The sequence below is a fragment of the Ruegeria sp. BG3 genome (genome assembly GCF_056538485.1).
The window spans coordinates 1-16,007 of sequence record NZ_JBQFTE010000015.1 but is presented as its reverse complement, the minus strand read 5'-3'; the positions used below and the strand labels follow the sequence as shown (position 1 = coordinate 16,007).

The 16,007-nt window shown below is 56.1% G+C and carries 26 protein-coding genes; all 26 read right to left on the bottom strand.

Translation table 11 applies throughout. From position 1 onward, the window contains the following. Positions 1-275 precede the first annotated feature (275 nt). The gene (gene rpmD, locus ACR0AI_RS20790) at positions 276-464 is read right to left on the bottom strand and encodes a 50S ribosomal protein L30 (RefSeq protein WP_074736195.1); all 189 of its coding nucleotides are present in this window, start codon (positions 462-464) and stop codon (positions 276-278) included. Between the two features lie 13 nt (positions 465-477). Then, a complete protein-coding gene (gene rpsE, locus ACR0AI_RS20785) occupies positions 478-1,041 on the bottom strand; it encodes a 30S ribosomal protein S5 (protein WP_170356677.1) in 564 nt (187 codons plus the stop codon). 116 nt (positions 1,042-1,157) lie between these two features. Beyond that, positions 1,158-1,517, bottom strand: coding sequence for a 50S ribosomal protein L18 (gene rplR, locus ACR0AI_RS20780; protein ID WP_039523386.1), 360 nt, complete (start codon positions 1,515-1,517; stop codon positions 1,158-1,160). Positions 1,518-1,528: 11 nt separating this feature from the next. Beyond that, the gene (rplF, locus tag ACR0AI_RS20775) at positions 1,529-2,062 is read right to left on the bottom strand and encodes a 50S ribosomal protein L6 (protein ID WP_170373361.1); all 534 of its coding nucleotides are present in this window, start codon (positions 2,060-2,062) and stop codon (positions 1,529-1,531) included. Between the two features lie 11 nt (positions 2,063-2,073). Then, on the bottom strand, positions 2,074-2,466 hold the full coding sequence (gene rpsH, locus ACR0AI_RS20770) for a 30S ribosomal protein S8 (RefSeq protein WP_170373360.1): 393 nt from the start codon (positions 2,464-2,466) through the stop codon (positions 2,074-2,076). Between the two features lie 13 nt (positions 2,467-2,479). Further along, positions 2,480-2,785 (bottom strand): 30S ribosomal protein S14, encoded by a 306-nt coding sequence (gene rpsN, locus ACR0AI_RS20765; RefSeq protein ID WP_068340744.1) that lies wholly within the window; start codon positions 2,783-2,785, stop codon positions 2,480-2,482. A 19-nt stretch (positions 2,786-2,804) separates the two neighbouring features. Then, a complete protein-coding gene (gene rplE / locus ACR0AI_RS20760; RefSeq protein ID WP_480676956.1) occupies positions 2,805-3,365 on the bottom strand; it encodes a 50S ribosomal protein L5 in 561 nt (186 codons plus the stop codon). Next, complete coding sequence (rplX, locus tag ACR0AI_RS20755; protein WP_068340764.1) at positions 3,358-3,669, bottom strand: 50S ribosomal protein L24; 312 nt, start codon at positions 3,667-3,669, stop codon at positions 3,358-3,360. The genes rplE and rplX overlap by 8 nt, the downstream gene beginning before the upstream one ends. A gap of 2 nt (positions 3,670-3,671) precedes the next feature. After that, the gene (gene rplN / locus ACR0AI_RS20750; protein ID WP_008757934.1) at positions 3,672-4,040 is read right to left on the bottom strand and encodes a 50S ribosomal protein L14; all 369 of its coding nucleotides are present in this window, start codon (positions 4,038-4,040) and stop codon (positions 3,672-3,674) included. Between the two features lie 76 nt (positions 4,041-4,116). Then, entirely contained in the window at positions 4,117-4,347 is a 231-nt protein-coding gene (gene rpsQ, locus ACR0AI_RS20745; protein WP_152459158.1) for a 30S ribosomal protein S17, read from the bottom strand. Between the two features lie 4 nt (positions 4,348-4,351). Further along, positions 4,352-4,558 (bottom strand): 50S ribosomal protein L29, encoded by a 207-nt coding sequence (gene rpmC, locus ACR0AI_RS20740; protein WP_010437082.1) that lies wholly within the window; start codon positions 4,556-4,558, stop codon positions 4,352-4,354. A gap of 431 nt (positions 4,559-4,989) precedes the next feature. Continuing rightward, positions 4,990-5,610, bottom strand: coding sequence for a 2OG-Fe(II) oxygenase family protein (locus ACR0AI_RS20735; protein WP_480676954.1), 621 nt, complete (start codon positions 5,608-5,610; stop codon positions 4,990-4,992). Positions 5,611-5,698: 88 nt separating this feature from the next. After that, the gene (locus ACR0AI_RS20730; protein ID WP_480701458.1) at positions 5,699-7,066 is read right to left on the bottom strand and encodes an ArsB/NhaD family transporter; all 1,368 of its coding nucleotides are present in this window, start codon (positions 7,064-7,066) and stop codon (positions 5,699-5,701) included. Positions 7,067-7,089: 23 nt separating this feature from the next. Next, positions 7,090-7,554 carry a CBS domain-containing protein gene (locus ACR0AI_RS20725; RefSeq protein WP_170556421.1) on the bottom strand — a complete coding sequence of 155 codons (465 nt, stop codon included), beginning with the start codon at positions 7,552-7,554 and terminating at the stop codon, positions 7,090-7,092. Between the two features lie 302 nt (positions 7,555-7,856). Further along, on the bottom strand, positions 7,857-8,270 hold the full coding sequence (gene rplP, locus ACR0AI_RS20720) for a 50S ribosomal protein L16 (protein WP_058283513.1): 414 nt from the start codon (positions 8,268-8,270) through the stop codon (positions 7,857-7,859). A gap of 12 nt (positions 8,271-8,282) precedes the next feature. Beyond that, positions 8,283-8,993, bottom strand: a complete 711-nt coding sequence (rpsC, locus tag ACR0AI_RS20715) for a 30S ribosomal protein S3 (RefSeq protein ID WP_008758042.1) — start codon at positions 8,991-8,993, stop codon at positions 8,283-8,285. Further along, a complete protein-coding gene (rplV, locus tag ACR0AI_RS20710; RefSeq protein WP_039538267.1) occupies positions 8,993-9,373 on the bottom strand; it encodes a 50S ribosomal protein L22 in 381 nt (126 codons plus the stop codon). The genes rpsC and rplV overlap by 1 nt, the downstream gene beginning before the upstream one ends. Before the next feature lie 3 nt (positions 9,374-9,376). After that, complete coding sequence (rpsS, locus tag ACR0AI_RS20705) at positions 9,377-9,655, bottom strand: 30S ribosomal protein S19 (RefSeq protein ID WP_005980699.1); 279 nt, start codon at positions 9,653-9,655, stop codon at positions 9,377-9,379. 3 nt (positions 9,656-9,658) lie between these two features. Next, positions 9,659-10,501, bottom strand: a complete 843-nt coding sequence (gene rplB, locus ACR0AI_RS20700) for a 50S ribosomal protein L2 (protein WP_120633917.1) — start codon at positions 10,499-10,501, stop codon at positions 9,659-9,661. 209 nt (positions 10,502-10,710) lie between these two features. Then, a complete protein-coding gene (locus tag ACR0AI_RS20695) occupies positions 10,711-12,132 on the bottom strand; it encodes a hypothetical protein (protein WP_480676949.1) in 1,422 nt (473 codons plus the stop codon). A 423-nt stretch (positions 12,133-12,555) separates the two neighbouring features. Further along, on the bottom strand, positions 12,556-13,188 hold the full coding sequence (locus ACR0AI_RS20690; protein WP_480676947.1) for a hypothetical protein: 633 nt from the start codon (positions 13,186-13,188) through the stop codon (positions 12,556-12,558). Then, entirely contained in the window at positions 13,185-13,481 is a 297-nt protein-coding gene (locus ACR0AI_RS20685) for a 50S ribosomal protein L23 (RefSeq protein WP_010437040.1), read from the bottom strand. The genes ACR0AI_RS20690 and ACR0AI_RS20685 overlap by 4 nt, the downstream gene beginning before the upstream one ends. After that, positions 13,478-14,095, bottom strand: a complete 618-nt coding sequence (gene rplD / locus ACR0AI_RS20680; RefSeq protein ID WP_008756644.1) for a 50S ribosomal protein L4 — start codon at positions 14,093-14,095, stop codon at positions 13,478-13,480. Before rplD ends, ACR0AI_RS20685 begins: the two co-directional genes overlap by 4 nt. Then, entirely contained in the window at positions 14,092-14,817 is a 726-nt protein-coding gene (rplC, locus tag ACR0AI_RS20675) for a 50S ribosomal protein L3 (protein WP_480676945.1), read from the bottom strand. The genes rplD and rplC overlap by 4 nt, the downstream gene beginning before the upstream one ends. Positions 14,818-14,835: 18 nt before the next feature. Next, complete coding sequence (rpsJ, locus tag ACR0AI_RS20670) at positions 14,836-15,150, bottom strand: 30S ribosomal protein S10 (RefSeq protein WP_008756422.1); 315 nt, start codon at positions 15,148-15,150, stop codon at positions 14,836-14,838. Positions 15,151-15,528: 378 nt separating this feature from the next. Beyond that, positions 15,529-15,708 carry a hypothetical protein gene (locus ACR0AI_RS20665; protein ID WP_480676943.1) on the bottom strand — a complete coding sequence of 60 codons (180 nt, stop codon included), beginning with the start codon at positions 15,706-15,708 and terminating at the stop codon, positions 15,529-15,531. Between the last annotated feature and the right edge of the window lie 299 nt (positions 15,709-16,007).

Below are 16,007 nucleotides of genomic sequence, written 5' to 3'. Positions count from 1 at the left end.
ATCGCCTTTGCAAGCGTTAGTGGACCCTCAAACGAAACTCTTTTCGATCTAATAACCTCATTTAAGAAAAGATAAATTTCGGGATTAGGAAAGCTGAAACTCGGGCTTCTAAGAGGACCTCTGCGCCGTTGCCGCCTAGGGATTTAGCGGGCCGTTCAACCCTCTTCAATGTTTGAAGTACGAGGTCGAACGAGGCGATTCGCAGATGCAGTCGGGCAAAAGAAAACGCCCCTGACACAGGTCAGAGGCGTTTCCAAAACATATCGAGAGGGCGGTTAGCCGCGCTCTTCGATGATCTCAACCAGATGCGGGATCTTGTTGACCATGCCGCGGACCGAAGGCGTATCCTCCAGCTCACGGGTGCGGTGCATCTTGTTCAGGCCCAGACCGATCAGGGTTGCGCGCTGTTCGGCGGGGCGACGGATCGGAGAACCGATCTGCTTGACGACGATGGTTTTTGCCATTGCTCGCTACTCCTTACGCTTCGGCTTCAGCCGGTGCTTCGTCCCGCTTGGGCAGGATGTCGGCAACTTTTTTACCACGACGTGCGGCAACCGAACGCGGGCTCTGCTCTTTCTGCAGGCCGTTGATGGTGGCGCGGATCATGTTGTACGGGTTCTGCGAGCCCAGCGACTTGGACACAACGTCCTTAACGCCCAGCATTTCGAACACAGCACGCATCGGACCACCGGCGATGATACCAGTACCTTCAGGTGCGGTGCGCATAACCACTTTACCAGCGCCGTGACGGCCCTCGATGTCGTGGTGCAGAGTACGACCTTCGCGCAGTTGCACGCGGATCATCTGACGCTTGGCTTGCTCAGTCGCCTTACGGATGGCTTCAGGTACTTCTTTCGCTTTACCTTTACCAAAGCCGACGCGGCCTTTCTGATCGCCGACAACCACCAGAGCGGCGAAGCCAAAGCGCTTACCACCTTTTACGGTTTTCGACACGCGGTTGATTGCGACCAGGCGATCTGCAAATTCCGGTGCTTCTTCACGGTCGCGGCCACGGCCCCGACGGTTTTCACGTTCTGCCATTTGGCATCCCTCTTCTCATGTGGCGCATACGGCGCCGTTTGCTTCAATCCAAGTGAGCCGCGACTGTTGCCGAGGCCCCCGGATCATCGGGGCAGCCGCAAAGCTGCCCGCAAGTCTTAGATCTTCAGACCACCTTCACGCGCGGCGTCGGCAACTGCCTTCACCTTGCCGTGGAACAGGAAGCCACCACGATCGAAATAGGCCTCTTCGACGCCTGCCTTCTTGGCACGCTCGGCGATGGCCGCGCCCACTTTGGTGGCCGCTTCGACGTTGTTCTTGCCAACAACACCCAGATCTTTTTCCAGGGTCGAGGCCGATGCCAGGGTCACGCCGCGAACGTCGTCGATCAGCTGAACGCTGATGTTCTTGTTCGAACGGTGAACCGACAGGCGTACACGGCCGGCGTTGACTTTGCGAAGTTTGTTCCGAACGCGCAGGCGGCGCTTCAGAAACAGGGTTCTTTTGCTGTTTGCCATTGTTTGCGTCCTTACTTCTTCTTGCCTTCCTTGCGGAAGATGAACTCGCCCTTGTAGCGGATGCCCTTGCCTTTGTACGGCTCGGGACGGCGCCATTCGCGGATTTTGGCCGCGACTTCGCCCACCTGCTGCTGGTCGATACCTTCCACAACGATTTCGGTCTGCTTCGGCGCGGTGATGGTGACACCTTCCGGAGCAGTGAAATCAACATCGTGGCTGTAACCCAGGTTCAGCTTCAGGGTGTTGCCCTGCATCTGAGCCCGGTAACCAACACCCTGGATCTCCAGCTCTTTTTTGAAGCCTTCGGTCACACCGGTTACCAGGTTGGCAACCATGGTGCGGCTCATGCCCCACTGCTGGCGGGCACGCTTGGACATGCCACGGGGGTCGATCTTGACCACGTTGTCTTCAACCGACAGCGTCACGTCGTCGGTGGCGGTGAAGCTGCGGGTGCCTTTCGGACCTTTAACTTCGATGGTCTGGCCAGACACAGAGGCGGTAACGCCGCTGGGCAGCTCGACCGGTTTTTTACCAATACGAGACATTGCAGACCTCCTTAGAAGACGGTGCAGAGCACTTCGCCGCCAACATTGTTGGAGCGAGCGTTTGCGTCCGACATCACACCTTTCGGAGTGCTGACAATCGACACGCCCAGACCCTGACGGACCTGCGGGATGTCATTGACGCCCATGTAGACGCGACGACCGGGTTTCGAAACCCGCTTCAGCTCGCGAATAACAGGGGTGCCTTCGTAGTACTTCAGGCTGATTTCGATGGCCGGATGACCGTTTGCACCGGTCGTCTTTTCATAGCCACGGATGTAGCCTTCGTCCGCCAGCACGTCCAGAACCCAACCGCGCAGCTTGGAAGCCGGGGTGGAAACGGTGGACTTGCCGCGCATTTGCGCGTTGCGGATACGGGTGAGCATATCGCCGATAGGATCATTCATATCTATGTCTCCCTTACCAGCTCGATTTCACCATGCCGGGGATCTGACCAGCAGAACCCAGCTCGCGCAGCGCGATACGGCTGACCTTCAGCTTACGGTAGTAAGCGTGGGGACGACCGGTCAGCTGACAACGGTTGTGCAGACGGGTAGCCGAGCTGTTGCGCGGCAGTTTCGCCAGTTTCAGACGCGCTTTGAAACGCTCTTCCATCGGGCGGCTTTCGTCATTCGCGATTTCTTTCAGCTCGGCACGCTTTGCGGCATATTTGGCCACCAGGCGTTCGCGCTTCTTCTCGCGTTCGATCATTGCTTTTTTAGCCATGTCTCAATCCTCCCGGCGCTTACGCGTTGAACGGCATGTTGAATGCTTTCAACAGGCTCTTCGCTTCAGCGTCGGTTTTCGCTGTGGTGGCAATTACAATATCCAGGCCCCAGACCTCGTCGACCTTGTCGAAGTCGATTTCCGGGAACACGATGTGCTCTTTCATGCCCATGGCAAAGTTGCCCTGACCATCGAAAGAAGGCTTAACACCGCGGAAGTCACGAACGCGCGGCAGCGCGATGGTGATCAGGCGATCCAGGAATTCGTACATCCGGTCACCGCGCAGGGTCACTTTCGCGCCCAGCGGCATGTCTTCACGGACGCGGAAACCCGCGATCGACTTCTTCGCCTTGGTTGCAACGGCCTTTTGACCAGCAATCGCAGTCAGATCTTCGACAGCAGCTTTCGCTTTCTTCGAGTCTTTGACCGCCTCAGCACCACAACCGATGTTCAGAACGATTTTGTCCAGCTTGGGCAGCTGCATGTCGTTCTTGTAGCCGAACTCTTCTTTCAGAGCGGCACGGATTGTTTCAACGTACTGAGCTTTCAGACGCGGGGTGTAGGTTGCGGTATCAAGCATCGATCACGTCCCCTGTGGTCTTGGCGAAGCGCACCTTCTTGTCGCCTTCCATGCGGAAGCCAACGCGGGTTGCTTTGCCGTTCTTGTCCAGCAGCGCCAGGTTCGACAGCTCGATCGGGTTTGCCTGAGGCAGGCGACCACCTTGCGAGGTTTGCGACTGACGTGTGTGACGGATGGCAATGTTGATGCCTTCGACAACAGCTTTACCGGCTTTGGGGTCAACCGAGGAAATGGTTCCCTCTTTGCCCTTGTCCTTGCCGGCCAGCACGACGACCTTGTCGCCTTTGCGGAGTTTAGCAGCCATGATTACAGCACCTCCGGAGCCAGCGAGATGATTTTCATGAAGTTCTTGCCGCGCAGTTCACGAACAACGGGGCCAAAGATACGGGTACCGACTGGCTCGTTGTTGTTGTTCAGGATGACGGCGGCGTTGCGATCGAAACGGATCGCGGTGCCGTCTTCGCGACGGACTTCCTTGGCGGTGCGTACGACGACGGCCTTACGGACGTCACCTTTCTTTACGCGGCCGCGCGGGATGGCTTCCTTCACCGAGACGACAATGATGTCGCCAACGGAGGCGTATTTACGCTTGGAACCACCCAGGACCTTGATGCACTGAACTCGGCGTGCGCCGGAGTTGTCAGCGACATCCAGATTGGTCTGCATCTGGATCATGTGGTTTCTCCCGACCTGTGGGGGCTGGTCTCGTTAGATCCCCCAGGGTTTCGACAAATGGGAAAATCCCGGAGGCTTACGCTTCCAGAACTTCCCAACGTTTCGTCTTCGATTTCGGCGCGCATTCGATGATGCGGACTGTGTCGCCGACCTTGAAGGCGTTCTTTTCGTCGTGAGCCCGATATTTCTTGGACTTACGAACGGTTTTGTGCAGCAGCGGGTGCTTGAAACGACGCTCAACCGAAACGGTTACGGTTTGCTCGTTGGCGTCGCTGGTTACCACGCCGGACAGGATACGCTTGGGCATAGGATTACTCCTCCGATGCCGCAGCAGCGGCCTTTTCGTTCAGAATGGTTTTGACGCGGGCAGCGTTGCGGCGAGCCGCTTTGATGCCAGCAGTGTTTTCCAGCTGACCGGTTGCCTGTTGAAAGCGCAGGTTAAAGCTTTCTTTCTTCAGGTTGGCCAGTTCCTCGCGGAGCTGGTCCGGGGTCTTGTCACGCAGTTCTTGGGCGTTCATCGCCTTTTTCCTTTGCTCAAAACACCAGAAGGCCCCCTGACAGGGTCACCTTGGACCTGGTGGATGAATGATAGACATGCGAATCCCCCGACTCGGCCGGGGGACTTGCAGGATGCCGCCGTATAAGGGTTTAATGGGTGGGTGGCAAGAGGAAGTTGAAACGCACCCGCAAGACATCGAAACAAGACTAGCTCAAAGTCTGTTTACAAGCTTCCATCGCCTGGAAGACAACATAAATTGTTGCGCCCAAAGTCGCGGCCAAAACCAGTACTTCAAGCACCGTTTTATTGGCCAACCCGCGAAATCCAAAAATCTCCAAAATAGTCTCGCGAATATCCCAATCTGTTCGATAGAATGTCAGAAAACTAAGCAATGCAACTCCACCCCAAAGAACAGGGGTCGAAGCTTCTACAGCGTATTTTACGCAAGGATTAATCCCACTTGTAGTTAAAGCTAACACTGATCCGCTCTTCTTCCGACATGTTCATCGGCACCTCGTGCCGCAGCCAGCTTTCCCAGAGTAGGACATCCCCCACTTGTGGCTTCATATAAATGAACGGTTGCAAATCGCGGCGCCCGCCTTTGATCCGCGTCGGCGCGGCCATCATGCGGCCTGAGCGGGGGTCCTCCAGCTTCAACGCGCTCGCCCCTTCGGGCATCGCAACATAGGTCGTGCCTGAGATCACGCTGTGCGGGTGCAAATGGCTGGAGTGCATCCCACCCTCCGGCAGGATGTTGATCCATAGGTCTTCAAGCTTAAGCTCCCCCTCGCCCAGATCAAATTCCAGATCCTTGGCAAAGGCGGCGACGTGCTGATCCAGCGCTTTCACCAGATCGTTAAAAATCGGGAAACGCCACGGCAGATCGGTCAGCGAGGCGTAGCTGGTATAGCCGGGATAGCCATTCTCTTCACACCATTCCTGCCCGGCCTCATCATCCTCGGCGATAACAAGGCAGGAGTTTTTCAGCTCGCCCGCGTCGATCTCGGGATCGAACTCGGACAAAGCTGCGCGATAGAGACGGGTAACGAAGAGTGATTCAATCTGTGCCATGCCCCGGCTATATCCCAGCCGAGGCACGAGGGCGAGAGCAGCCGCCTCAGAAAAGCGGCTGCTCGGGTGCGACTTATCGTTAAGCGCCTTAGTAGAAGTAGCGCAGCCACAGGTAGACGTTGGCGATCATCAGGGTCAGGATCATGATCGGGAACGCCATGAGCGCGAATTTGACGAAGCCAATCGGCTGCTTGGCCTTTTCGGCAAAGGCAGCAACCGTCAGGTTGGCGCTTGCGCCCAGCAAGGTACCATTACCGCCCAGACAGGCGCCCAGAGCCAGCGACCACCACAGAGGCTCGATCGCATCAGGCCCGCCGAACGTATCAGCGGTTGACTCGATCAGAGGGATCATCGTCGCCACAAAGGGGATGTTGTCCAGAATGGCCGACAAGATGCCCGAGGCCCAGAAGATGAAGAACGCAGTCCACATCATGTCGCCTTCGGTCAGCTCCAGCACTTTCTCTCCAAAGAACTCAAGCAGGCCGACGTGCTCAACGCCTGCAACGATGACGAACAAACCGCCGAAGAAGAAAATGGTGATCCACTCAACCTCACCAAAAATGTGGTGAACGGATTCGGATTGCTCCTCACCATGCTGGTGTCCGTAAGCCAAAAGCATCAGCAGCGCAGCACCGGCCAGTGCCGAGGTGCCCGGCTGGATGCCGTAGCCATGGCCAAGCGTGAAACCAAGCAAGGTCAGCGCCAGAACCGACAGAGACTTAATCATCAAGCCGACATCGGTGATCGCTTCGTTTTCATTGAAACGCATGATCTTTTCGCAGGCCGATTTGGGGATGTCAGCCAGCGTGCGGCGGTTCATCAAATAAATTATACCGGTCAACACCACCAGACAGATGGCCGAGATCGGCGCAAGATTGACCACAAAGTCATTGAAGCTAAGGCCCGCAGCCGAGCCGATAATGATGTTCGGCGGGTCACCAATCAGAGTGGCCGTACCGCCCACATTCGAGGCCAGTATCTCGGCAAAGAAGAACGGGTAAACACGCGTCTCGAGCGCGTCTGTGATCAGCAAAGTGATCGGCGCGATCAACAGAACGGTCGTTACGTTGTCGAGCAGAGCCGAGAACACCGCCGTGATCAGCGTCAGCATGATCAGGATGCCTGTCGGATTGGCCTTGACCACCTTTGCGGCCTTGATGGCGACGAATTGGAACAACCCGCATTTGCTGGTGATCCCGACGATCACCATCATGCCAATCAGCAGCGCCAAGGTGTTGGCATCAACGCCCGCGACGGCCTGTTCCTGGTTGATGATGCCGAACAGCACCATCAGCGATGCCCCCAGCATGGCCAGAATGGCGCGGTTCACTTTTTCGGTCACCAGGACGGCATATACTGCGATCAAGATACCGGTGGCGACCCACAGAGGGTCAATCCCCAACATTTGAGGTACGGAGAACGCGTGTTCTCCATGCGAAACGGAATGGTCGGTCAATGGTCTGATCCGGTCTTTAGGGGTTAGCTCAGCGCGTGATCAATCAACGAGTTCGGGCTGACAGAGCCGACGAAGCGATTGGTCTCGGGTTCCACGAGGAAAACGTGGCGTTTGAATTTGTGGATCAGGAAAATGCCTTCCATCACCGGCGTGTCTGGTGCGAGAACCGGGATGTTGGCCGGGTTCGACATGTGATCTCCGACCCGCTCTTCGTGCAGGCGCTTGATCTGTTCGCTGATGTCTTCCTTGGTCAGATCCATAAAGTTGAGATGGCTGATTGCAACGCGCGAGGTCTCATCGCTGACGCCAATACGGGCGGCCTGTGGCAAGATCATCTTGATCAGCGTGGGCGCGGTGAAAACGCCTTGGAAGCTACCGTCATCCCCCACCACCGGCAAGAACCGGGCGCGGCTGTCGCGAATGATCTCAAACGCCTTGGCGACTGTGTCATCGGGATGAATTGTCTTCTGTTTTTCAGGGGGGACCATAACGTCCCGGCAAGTAAGGCCCATACGTGTCCTCGGTCTTTCAGCGGGGTTTCAGAGCCAAGGCACGGTACGTGCTCAAGCCGTGTCGGAGGATGATCGACCCAAGCTCTGATTGAGAAGGTTTTGCGAGCGCTTCTTTTCACCAGATGAGAGAATATGCCACCCCTGAGCCCCATCTTTTTTGCAATGCCGGTATTGAATCGCGGAATTGGGCGCCTAGCGGGTTTGCGAGAGGCCACAAACGAAAAAGCCCCCACCGATTTCTCGGCGGGGGCAATACTGTTCGGGTTTTCCCGGACTGTTTACCAGTCTTCGCGAACCACGACGCGAGTCTTGATCGGCAACTTCATCGCGGCCAGGCGCAGGGCCTCGCGGGCGATGTCGTCATTGACGCCGTCGATCTCGAACATCACGCGGCCAGGCTTGACCTTGCATGCCCAGCGGTCGACCGAACCTTTACCTTTACCCATACGAACTTCGATCGGCTTGGCCGTGACCGGAGTGTCGGGGAAGATGCGGATCCAGACACGACCCTGACGCTTCATGTGACGCGTCATGGCACGACGTGCAGCTTCGATCTGGCGTGCAGTCACACGCTCAGGCTCAAGAGCTTTCAGGCCGTAGGTGCCAAAGTTCAGATCAGAGCCGCCTTTGGCGAGACCCTTGATCCGGCCTTTGTGCATCTTGCGGAATTTAGTACGCTTTGGTTGAAGCATATCTTTCCCTCCTTAGCGACGACCGCCACCAGCACCACGAGGTGCAGGGCCGTCCTGGAGTTCCTGTGCTTTACGGTCACGTGCCTGCGGATCGTGCTCCATGATCTCACCTTTGAAGATCCAGACCTTGATCCCGATGATCCCGTAGGGGGTCATCGCTTCGGCATGTGCGTAATCGATGTCGGCACGCAGGGTGTGCAGAGGCACGCGGCCTTCGCGATACCACTCGGTCCGTGCGATTTCGGCGCCGCCCAGACGACCAGCGACGTTCACCCGGATACCCAGGGCGCCCATGCGCATGGCGTTCTGAACCGAGCGCTTCATGGCGCGACGGAACGAAACACGACGTTCCAGCTGCTGAGCGATGGACTCGGCAACCAGCTGCGCGTCAAGCTCGGGCTTGCGCACTTCGACGATGTTCAGGTGCAGTTCGCTGTCGGTCATACGAGCAAGCTTTTTGCGCAGAACTTCGATGTCTGCACCTTTCTTGCCGATGATGACACCGGGACGTGCTGTGTGGATCGTAACGCGGCACTTCTTGTGCGGACGTTCGATGATCACACGGGCAACACCGGCCTGCTTGCACTCTTTGTTGATGAACTCACGGATCTTGAGGTCTTCCAGCAGAAGATCACCGTAGTCCTTGGTGTCGGCGTACCAGCGGCTATCCCAGGTGCGGTTGACCTGCAGGCGCATGCCGATCGGATTTACTTTATGACCCATTAGGCTTGCTCCTCAACTTGACGCACCTTGATGGTGATCTCCGAGAACGGCTTCATGATCTTGCCGAAACGGCCACGGGCACGCGGGCGACCGCGCTTCATGACCAGGTTTTTGCCAACCCATGCTTCGGCGACGATCAGCTCGTCAACGTCCAGGTTGTGGTTGTTTTCGGCATTCGCGATTGCGGACTGCAGGCACTTCTTGACGTCCTGCGCGACACGCTTGTTCGAGAAAGTCAGGTCAGTCAGAGCCTTCTCAACTTTCTTGCCGCGGATCATTTGCGCAACCAGGTTCAGTTTCTGCGGGCTGGTGCGAAGCATGCGGGTTTTCGCCATTGCTTCGTTTTCAGCCACGCGGCGGGGGTTCTTTTCCTTGCCCATGACTTACTTCCGCTTCGCTTTTTTGTCTGCGGCGTGGCCATAATAGGTACGAGTTGGCGAGTATTCACCGAACTTCTGACCGATCATGTCTTCCGAGACGTTGACGGGAATATGCTTCTGGCCGTTGTACACACCAAATGTCAGACCCACGAACTGGGGCAGAATGGTGGAACGACGCGACCAGATTTTGATGACTTCGTTGCGGCCCGACTCGCGCGCTGCTTCGGCTTTTTTCAGCACGTAAGCATCGACGAAAGGACCCTTCCAAACAGAGCGAGACATAGATTAACGTCCCTTCTTCTTGGCGTGCCGCGAGCGGATGATCAGCTTCTGGGACGCTTTGTTCTTGTTGCGGGTACGCTTACCCTTGGTGTCCTTACCCCACGGCGTAACCGGTGTACGGCCACCCGAGGTACGACCTTCACCACCACCGTGCGGGTGATCGATCGGGTTCATTGCAACACCACGAACCGACGGACGCACGCCTTTGTGGCGCATACGACCGGCTTTACCGAGGTTTTGGTTGCTGTTGTCGGGGTTGGACACGGCACCGATGGTGGCCATGCATTCCTGACGGACCATGCGCAGCTCGCCCGAGCTCAGACGGATCTGAGCGTAGCCGCCATCGCGACCAACGAACTGAGCGTAAGTACCAGCCGCACGTGCGATCTGACCGCCTTTGCCAGGCTTCATCTCGATGTTGTGGACGATGGTACCGATGGGCATGCCCGAGAACGGCATTGCGTTGCCAGGCTTGATGTCGGCCTTGGCGGATGCCACGACTTTGTCACCAACAGCCAGACGCTGCGGAGCAAGGATATATGCCTGCTCGCCGTCTTCGTATTTTACCAGTGCGATGAATGCGGTCCGGTTCGGGTCATATTCGATCCGCTCGACGGTTGCCGCGACATCAAATTTGTTCCGTTTGAAGTCAACGATCCGGTAGAGACGCTTTGCGCCACCGCCGCGGCGGCGTGAAGTGATCCGTCCGGTGTTGTTCCGGCCGCCCGATTTGGTCAAACCCTCTGTGAGAGACTTGACCGGACGTCCTTTCCAAAGCTCCGAACGGTCGATCAGCACCAGCCCGCGCTGGCCCGGCGTCGTCGGCTTGTACGACTTGAGTGCCATGCTTTCTGTCTTCCGTTTAGCAAGTGCAGGGAGTTTCCCCGCTATGTGATAGGCCCCCGTAGGTGCCAAGGGTATAGGGCCCCGAAGGTCCCCGGTTACAAATATCAGAGGCCCCGGAACGAATCCGAGGCCGCAAGATTGGGAGCATTTAACAGGGTTGGGGGTGGGTGTCTAGGACCTGTAGGAAAATAGCCATTGGGGCTTTGAGCCTATATCAAGCCAATGTTTTTTCCGTATCCCTCTAGCTTCTTCAATGTGTAGTTAGAAATTTCAGCTCGCCCGGTTTTGGACCGCCACATCATCTCGATTCGCGCTTCCCCGAATTTGCCAGTAACAACGAGGTCGGAACGCAGTGTGTTTCTTCCCTTCAGGTTTACTTCAACGTCAAAGCTGTCTACCAATCCACAATGAACCAACGCCCGCCCAATTGCTCGGTTAACTGAAGCATCATCATTTGAAGCAACTTTCGCAACTTTCTCAAACGATTCTTTGCTTTTTGACCCGAGCTTTTGTCCTCGCGTGAGAGTCTTTTGACTACCCATGGAGATCACAGACCCAAACTCAGATTGCAGAATTCGCTTTTTCACTTCATCGGGTTTTGGTGACGCTAGTGAGAAGTCTTGCTCTCTCAGTTTGTCTTTGAGCTTCTCATCTGAAAATGCTCGGACCGCAGCAGTTGCTGCAAGAACCGGAAGATGTAGAACTTTAGCATTTAGAACTGTAGCAAGAACTCCCAATTGCTCGGGATTTTTCTTGAGCTCTTTCACGATGTTGGCGTCTGTTGAGCTCATTAACCGATCCATATCGACAAGCGCTAGATTGCCTCTCGTCAAGCCCGCGACGTCACCTATCGGCTCGTTGCCAGCTACCACAACTATCCACACCTTCGGTTGTTCTTGAGGCAACAGCTTTGCAACTTTAATTTGCTTATCAATTATTAGGTCGCGGATATCGCCTAGAAAATCGCCAACAGTCTCAGCTCGTTGAGCGACATCTTCCACCTCCCCAATTGTGAGTCCAAAGTCGGATAATCCAGCCCCTTGGTTTAAAATACTTAGAGTACGAGCGCCAATGTCAGAGAATTCTGGCTTTTTTGGACCTTTGAACGGCAACGCGTCTACCCGGCTTCCAAGCAGACTTTTGCCGCCAATTTGCATCGCTAGGTTTACCAATCGTTTTTGGAGGGTGTCACTGTTGCACGGCCAAACCACAAGACAACGCCGACCCACTTCACCACGAATGAATGCATTGATCGAGTGCAGCCAACTCTCCAACTCCTCATCTGTAAAAGAAACGGCGGCTTCACGCTCCTCCAACACAATGACTTTGAGCTTGGTTTCGGTTTCAACAGAAACCTTCGCCAAGAATTCTGGCACGCTTTCCCCGCCAGGAACTGATACGCTCTCTACTCCCTGGCGGTATAGGTGCAACGTGTGCAGGAAAGTGGATTTCCCTGCGCCAGATCGTCCACGCAAAATAGTAAACGCTCCCCGATTGGACATATCCATCACAGCAAATATTTTGTCGATCTCCAGTAGAGTGTCCTCTACTGGAACAATAATCCCGTTGATATTGCCTGTATCAGTTCTGGCAAGTACTTCATACCGATCGGGAATAACAACCTGCTCCATACTGCCTCCAATCCCATCGGAACCAACTGTAGTCATACAATATTCTCTCGTCATTTTACTTCCCGGCCATATAGAGATCTTGCCCAGGTAGAAGCAAGGTATGGACCCTGCACCAAACAAAAAAATCAGCTTTCACGAGAACCTTTTTCTCTAAAGACGGGTTCTGTCAGAGACAGATAGACACGCCAATGGTGTCCCCCGTTCCAGGGCCACATATACCATTTCGACGTCTGTCCATTTGCTGAACCAGGCACCGCAGCCGAACGCCGCCGCGTCAGCGACAGCGACAGCGACAGCCTGTGGGATGGCACCGGGCGAGCTAATCAATGCGCTGTATGGTGGCAGATACATCCGAAATCAGAGCGAGGCGCAAACGCCCCCGAAGCGCCATCCCAGGGGCAGTCTCTGGCGCGACTTGTACTCTTATCCGAGGGATCGCCGGCGGCACAGCGGCTCGGACTCCACCGCGATCCGCTGCTTGAGTTTGATATGCCCCAGCACCTCGCGAAAGGCGCGGTGTTTGGGTTTGCCTTCCAGATAATCCGCCAGTTTGAGCAGGTTGATCGGGTGCTTCGCAATCAACGCCTCGATCCGCTGCACCCCGTCGTCCAACTCATAGTGATCCACGTACTGACAAGCCACCTGCGTGGGCGTCAGCAGGCAGTAGTCCTGCGGGCGTTTCTCGGTGTAGCGCGCGATATCGAAAGGCGACGCGCCGAGGGCGTGGAACTTGGGGATGTGCACGCGCATATCGGCCTCGGCGTGCTCCAACACCGTGCCCGAGGTCTGGCGGAACCCCAGCGGGCCAAGCTTGCCGACCACATGCTTGCGCATCGCCGGAGAGATCATGTCCACATCCGCCCGGTCGTATTTCAGATCATCAAACACCGACAGCAGCCCCAGCTTCTCATCGGCAATCTGAAAATAAGGCTCGGCACTGAACGCCCGCATCTGCTCCAGCACCTGCGCACGCACAGTTCCAGGGTCTGAAACGAAATCGGCCCCGGCGGGTTGAACCGCCGAGGCCGTGAATAGTCGCAGTAAGCGTCGGATCAAAGACCGGTGCTCACGTCGATTGTGTTGCCCTCTTCCAGGGTCACATATGCTTTTTTGACGTCTTTCCGACGGCCCAGCTGGCCGCGGAACCGCTTGACCTTGCCTTTGGTCACGGTGGTGTTCACCGCTTTGACCTTCACACCAAACAGAGCCTCAACGGCCTCTTTGATCTGCGGCTTGTTGCTGTCGATCGCCACTTCAAAGACAACCGCGCCGTTCTCGGACGCCATGGTCGACTTTTCGGTGATGACCGGCTTGCGGATCACGTCGTAGTGTTCTGCCTTCGCGCTCATTTCAGACGAGCCTCCAGTGCTTCGACAGCCGCTTTGGTGAGCACCAGGGTGTCACGCTTGAGGATGTCATAGACGTTTGCGCCCATCGACGGCAGGATATCCAGACCTTCGATGTTCTTGGACGCTTTCAGGAACCCTTCGTTCACGGTCGCGCCGTCGATGACCAGAGCACGTTTCCAGCCCAGGTTTGCAACCTGTTTGGCCAGAGCGGCGGTCTTGCCTTCGGCTTCGGCGTTTTCGATCACAACCAGTTCACCTGCCTTGGCTTTGGCCGACAGAGCGTGGCGCAGGCCAAGCTTGCGGAACTTCTTGGGCAGGTCGTGACCATGCGAACGCACGACGGGGCCTTTGTAGATACCACCACCACGGAAGATCGGCGCATTACGGTCACCATGGCGTGCGCCACCGGTGCCCTTCTGGCGATAGATCTTCTTGGTCGAGTAGCTGGTTTCCGAGCGGGTCTTGACCTTGTGGGTGCCGGCCTGCGCGTTGTTACGCTGCCAACGGACCACACGGTGCAGGATGTCCGCACGCGGCTCGAGACCGAACAGATCGGCGTTCAGCTCGATGTCGCCGGCTTTGCCGCCGTCCAGTTTGATTACATCAAGTTTCATGCTTCACCACCTTCCGCGGGCGCTTCTTCCGCAGGTGCTTCGGTTGCAGCCGACTTCACAGCAGCCGGGAAAGGCAGGCCTTCCGGTGCTTTCTTCTTCACGGCGTCCTTGACAGTGACCCAGCCCGATTTCGGTCCGGGAACGGCGCCTTTGATGAAGACCAGGTTCCGGTCGGCGTCGGTTTTGACGACTTCCAGGTTCTGGGTGGTAACACGGGCAGCACCCATGTGACCGGCCATCTTCTTGCCTTTGAAAACCTTGCCCGGGTCCTGACACTGACCGGTCGAACCGTGCGAACGGTGGCTGATCGAAACACCGTGCGAGGCGCGCAGACCACCAAAGTTCCAACGCTTCATAGCACCGGCAAAGCCTTTACCGATCGAGGTGCCCGAAACGTCAACTTTCTGACCTTCCAGGAAGTGTTCTGCCGAAATCTCGGCGCCCACTTCGATCAGACCATCTTCGGAGACGCGGAACTCGACCAGCTTACGCTTGGGCTCAACCTTTGCAGCGGCATAGTGACCGCGCATGGCTTTCGAGGTGCGTTTTGCCTTGGCAGCACCGGCGCCCAGCTGAACGGCGGTGTAGCCGTCTTTGTCAGCGGTACGCTGTGCAACAACCTGCAGGTTGTCCAGGTGAAGAACGGTCACAGGGATCTGCTTGCCGTCTTCCATGAACAGGCGGGTCATGCCAACTTTTTTTGCGATAATACCAGAGCGCATAATCTATACCCTCCGATCTTACGACTGCAGCTTGATCTCGACGTCCACACCAGCAGCGAGGTCGAGCTTCATCAGCGCGTCAACGGTCTGGGGGGTCGGATCAACGATGTCGAGCAGACGCTTGTGCGTACGGATCTCGAACTGGTCGCGGGATTTCTTGTCAACGTGAGGGCCACGGAGAACCGTGAACTTCTCAATCTTGTTCGGCAGTGGGATCGGGCCGCGCACGTTCGCGCCGGTCCGCTTGGCAGTGTTGACGATCTCTTGCGTGCTGGCATCCAGAACGCGATAGTCAAATGCCTTCAGCCGAATACGGATATTTTGGCTTTGCATATTAACAGCCTTTTTTAGGCGTTGAGGTTGAGAGGAGGACAGACGCGCATCGCCAACCCTCTTCGAACCCAAAAGGCGGGAATCACCCCGCCTTGACGTTCTTATTGAGAACTCGCGCGTATTAGTGGGGTTGGTGGGGTTTGGCAAGGGGTTTGTTGGCTTTGTCCCGCCTTAAAGAGCGACGCGATCCAGCACCAAGAACTGATCTTCAGAACCAACTTCGCAACAAGAACGCGCTAAAGAACTATGGGCGAGGTGTACAGCCTACACGCGACAATTGAGCATTCAGAGAAAACCGACTTGGTCTGGAAGGTTTTCACCCCACGCTACAGTGAATACGCTGGTTGACGACACAGGTTCTGGACGTGCTTTAGCGCTTCAGATTCTGTTAGGCTGCTCGGCAAGCCGGACGTCGAACCGCTTACGCTCGCGGCTAAACTCACTGATATCACAGTCGACTTCCTGGTCGTCGTCACTAAGGATCGCAGCACGCATGTCCTCCAGATCCTTGCTGTGAAGGATTTGCGCTCCATAGTTCCAGAATTCAAAACCTAACATGATTTCCTCCTAGTTACGTCAGCGGCTCGGCCGGCGCACGCCCCGCTTTTTGTTTCAGATCACACGTGGGTTTCCTGTCTTTGGGTGAGGTGGACTTTGGATTAAGAAATCTCAATCCGTTTTTGCCCTTTAACGACCGCGAACTTTCTAAGCGTCATCTCAGTTCGAACACGTTTAGGCCCACCTCGAAACCGTATGGCTCAAACAAAAAAAGGGCGTCCCGAGGGACGCCCTTTCCGTCTGATCATTCGCTTGCGCGACTTATTCAGTGATTTTTGACACAACGCCGGCGCCGACGG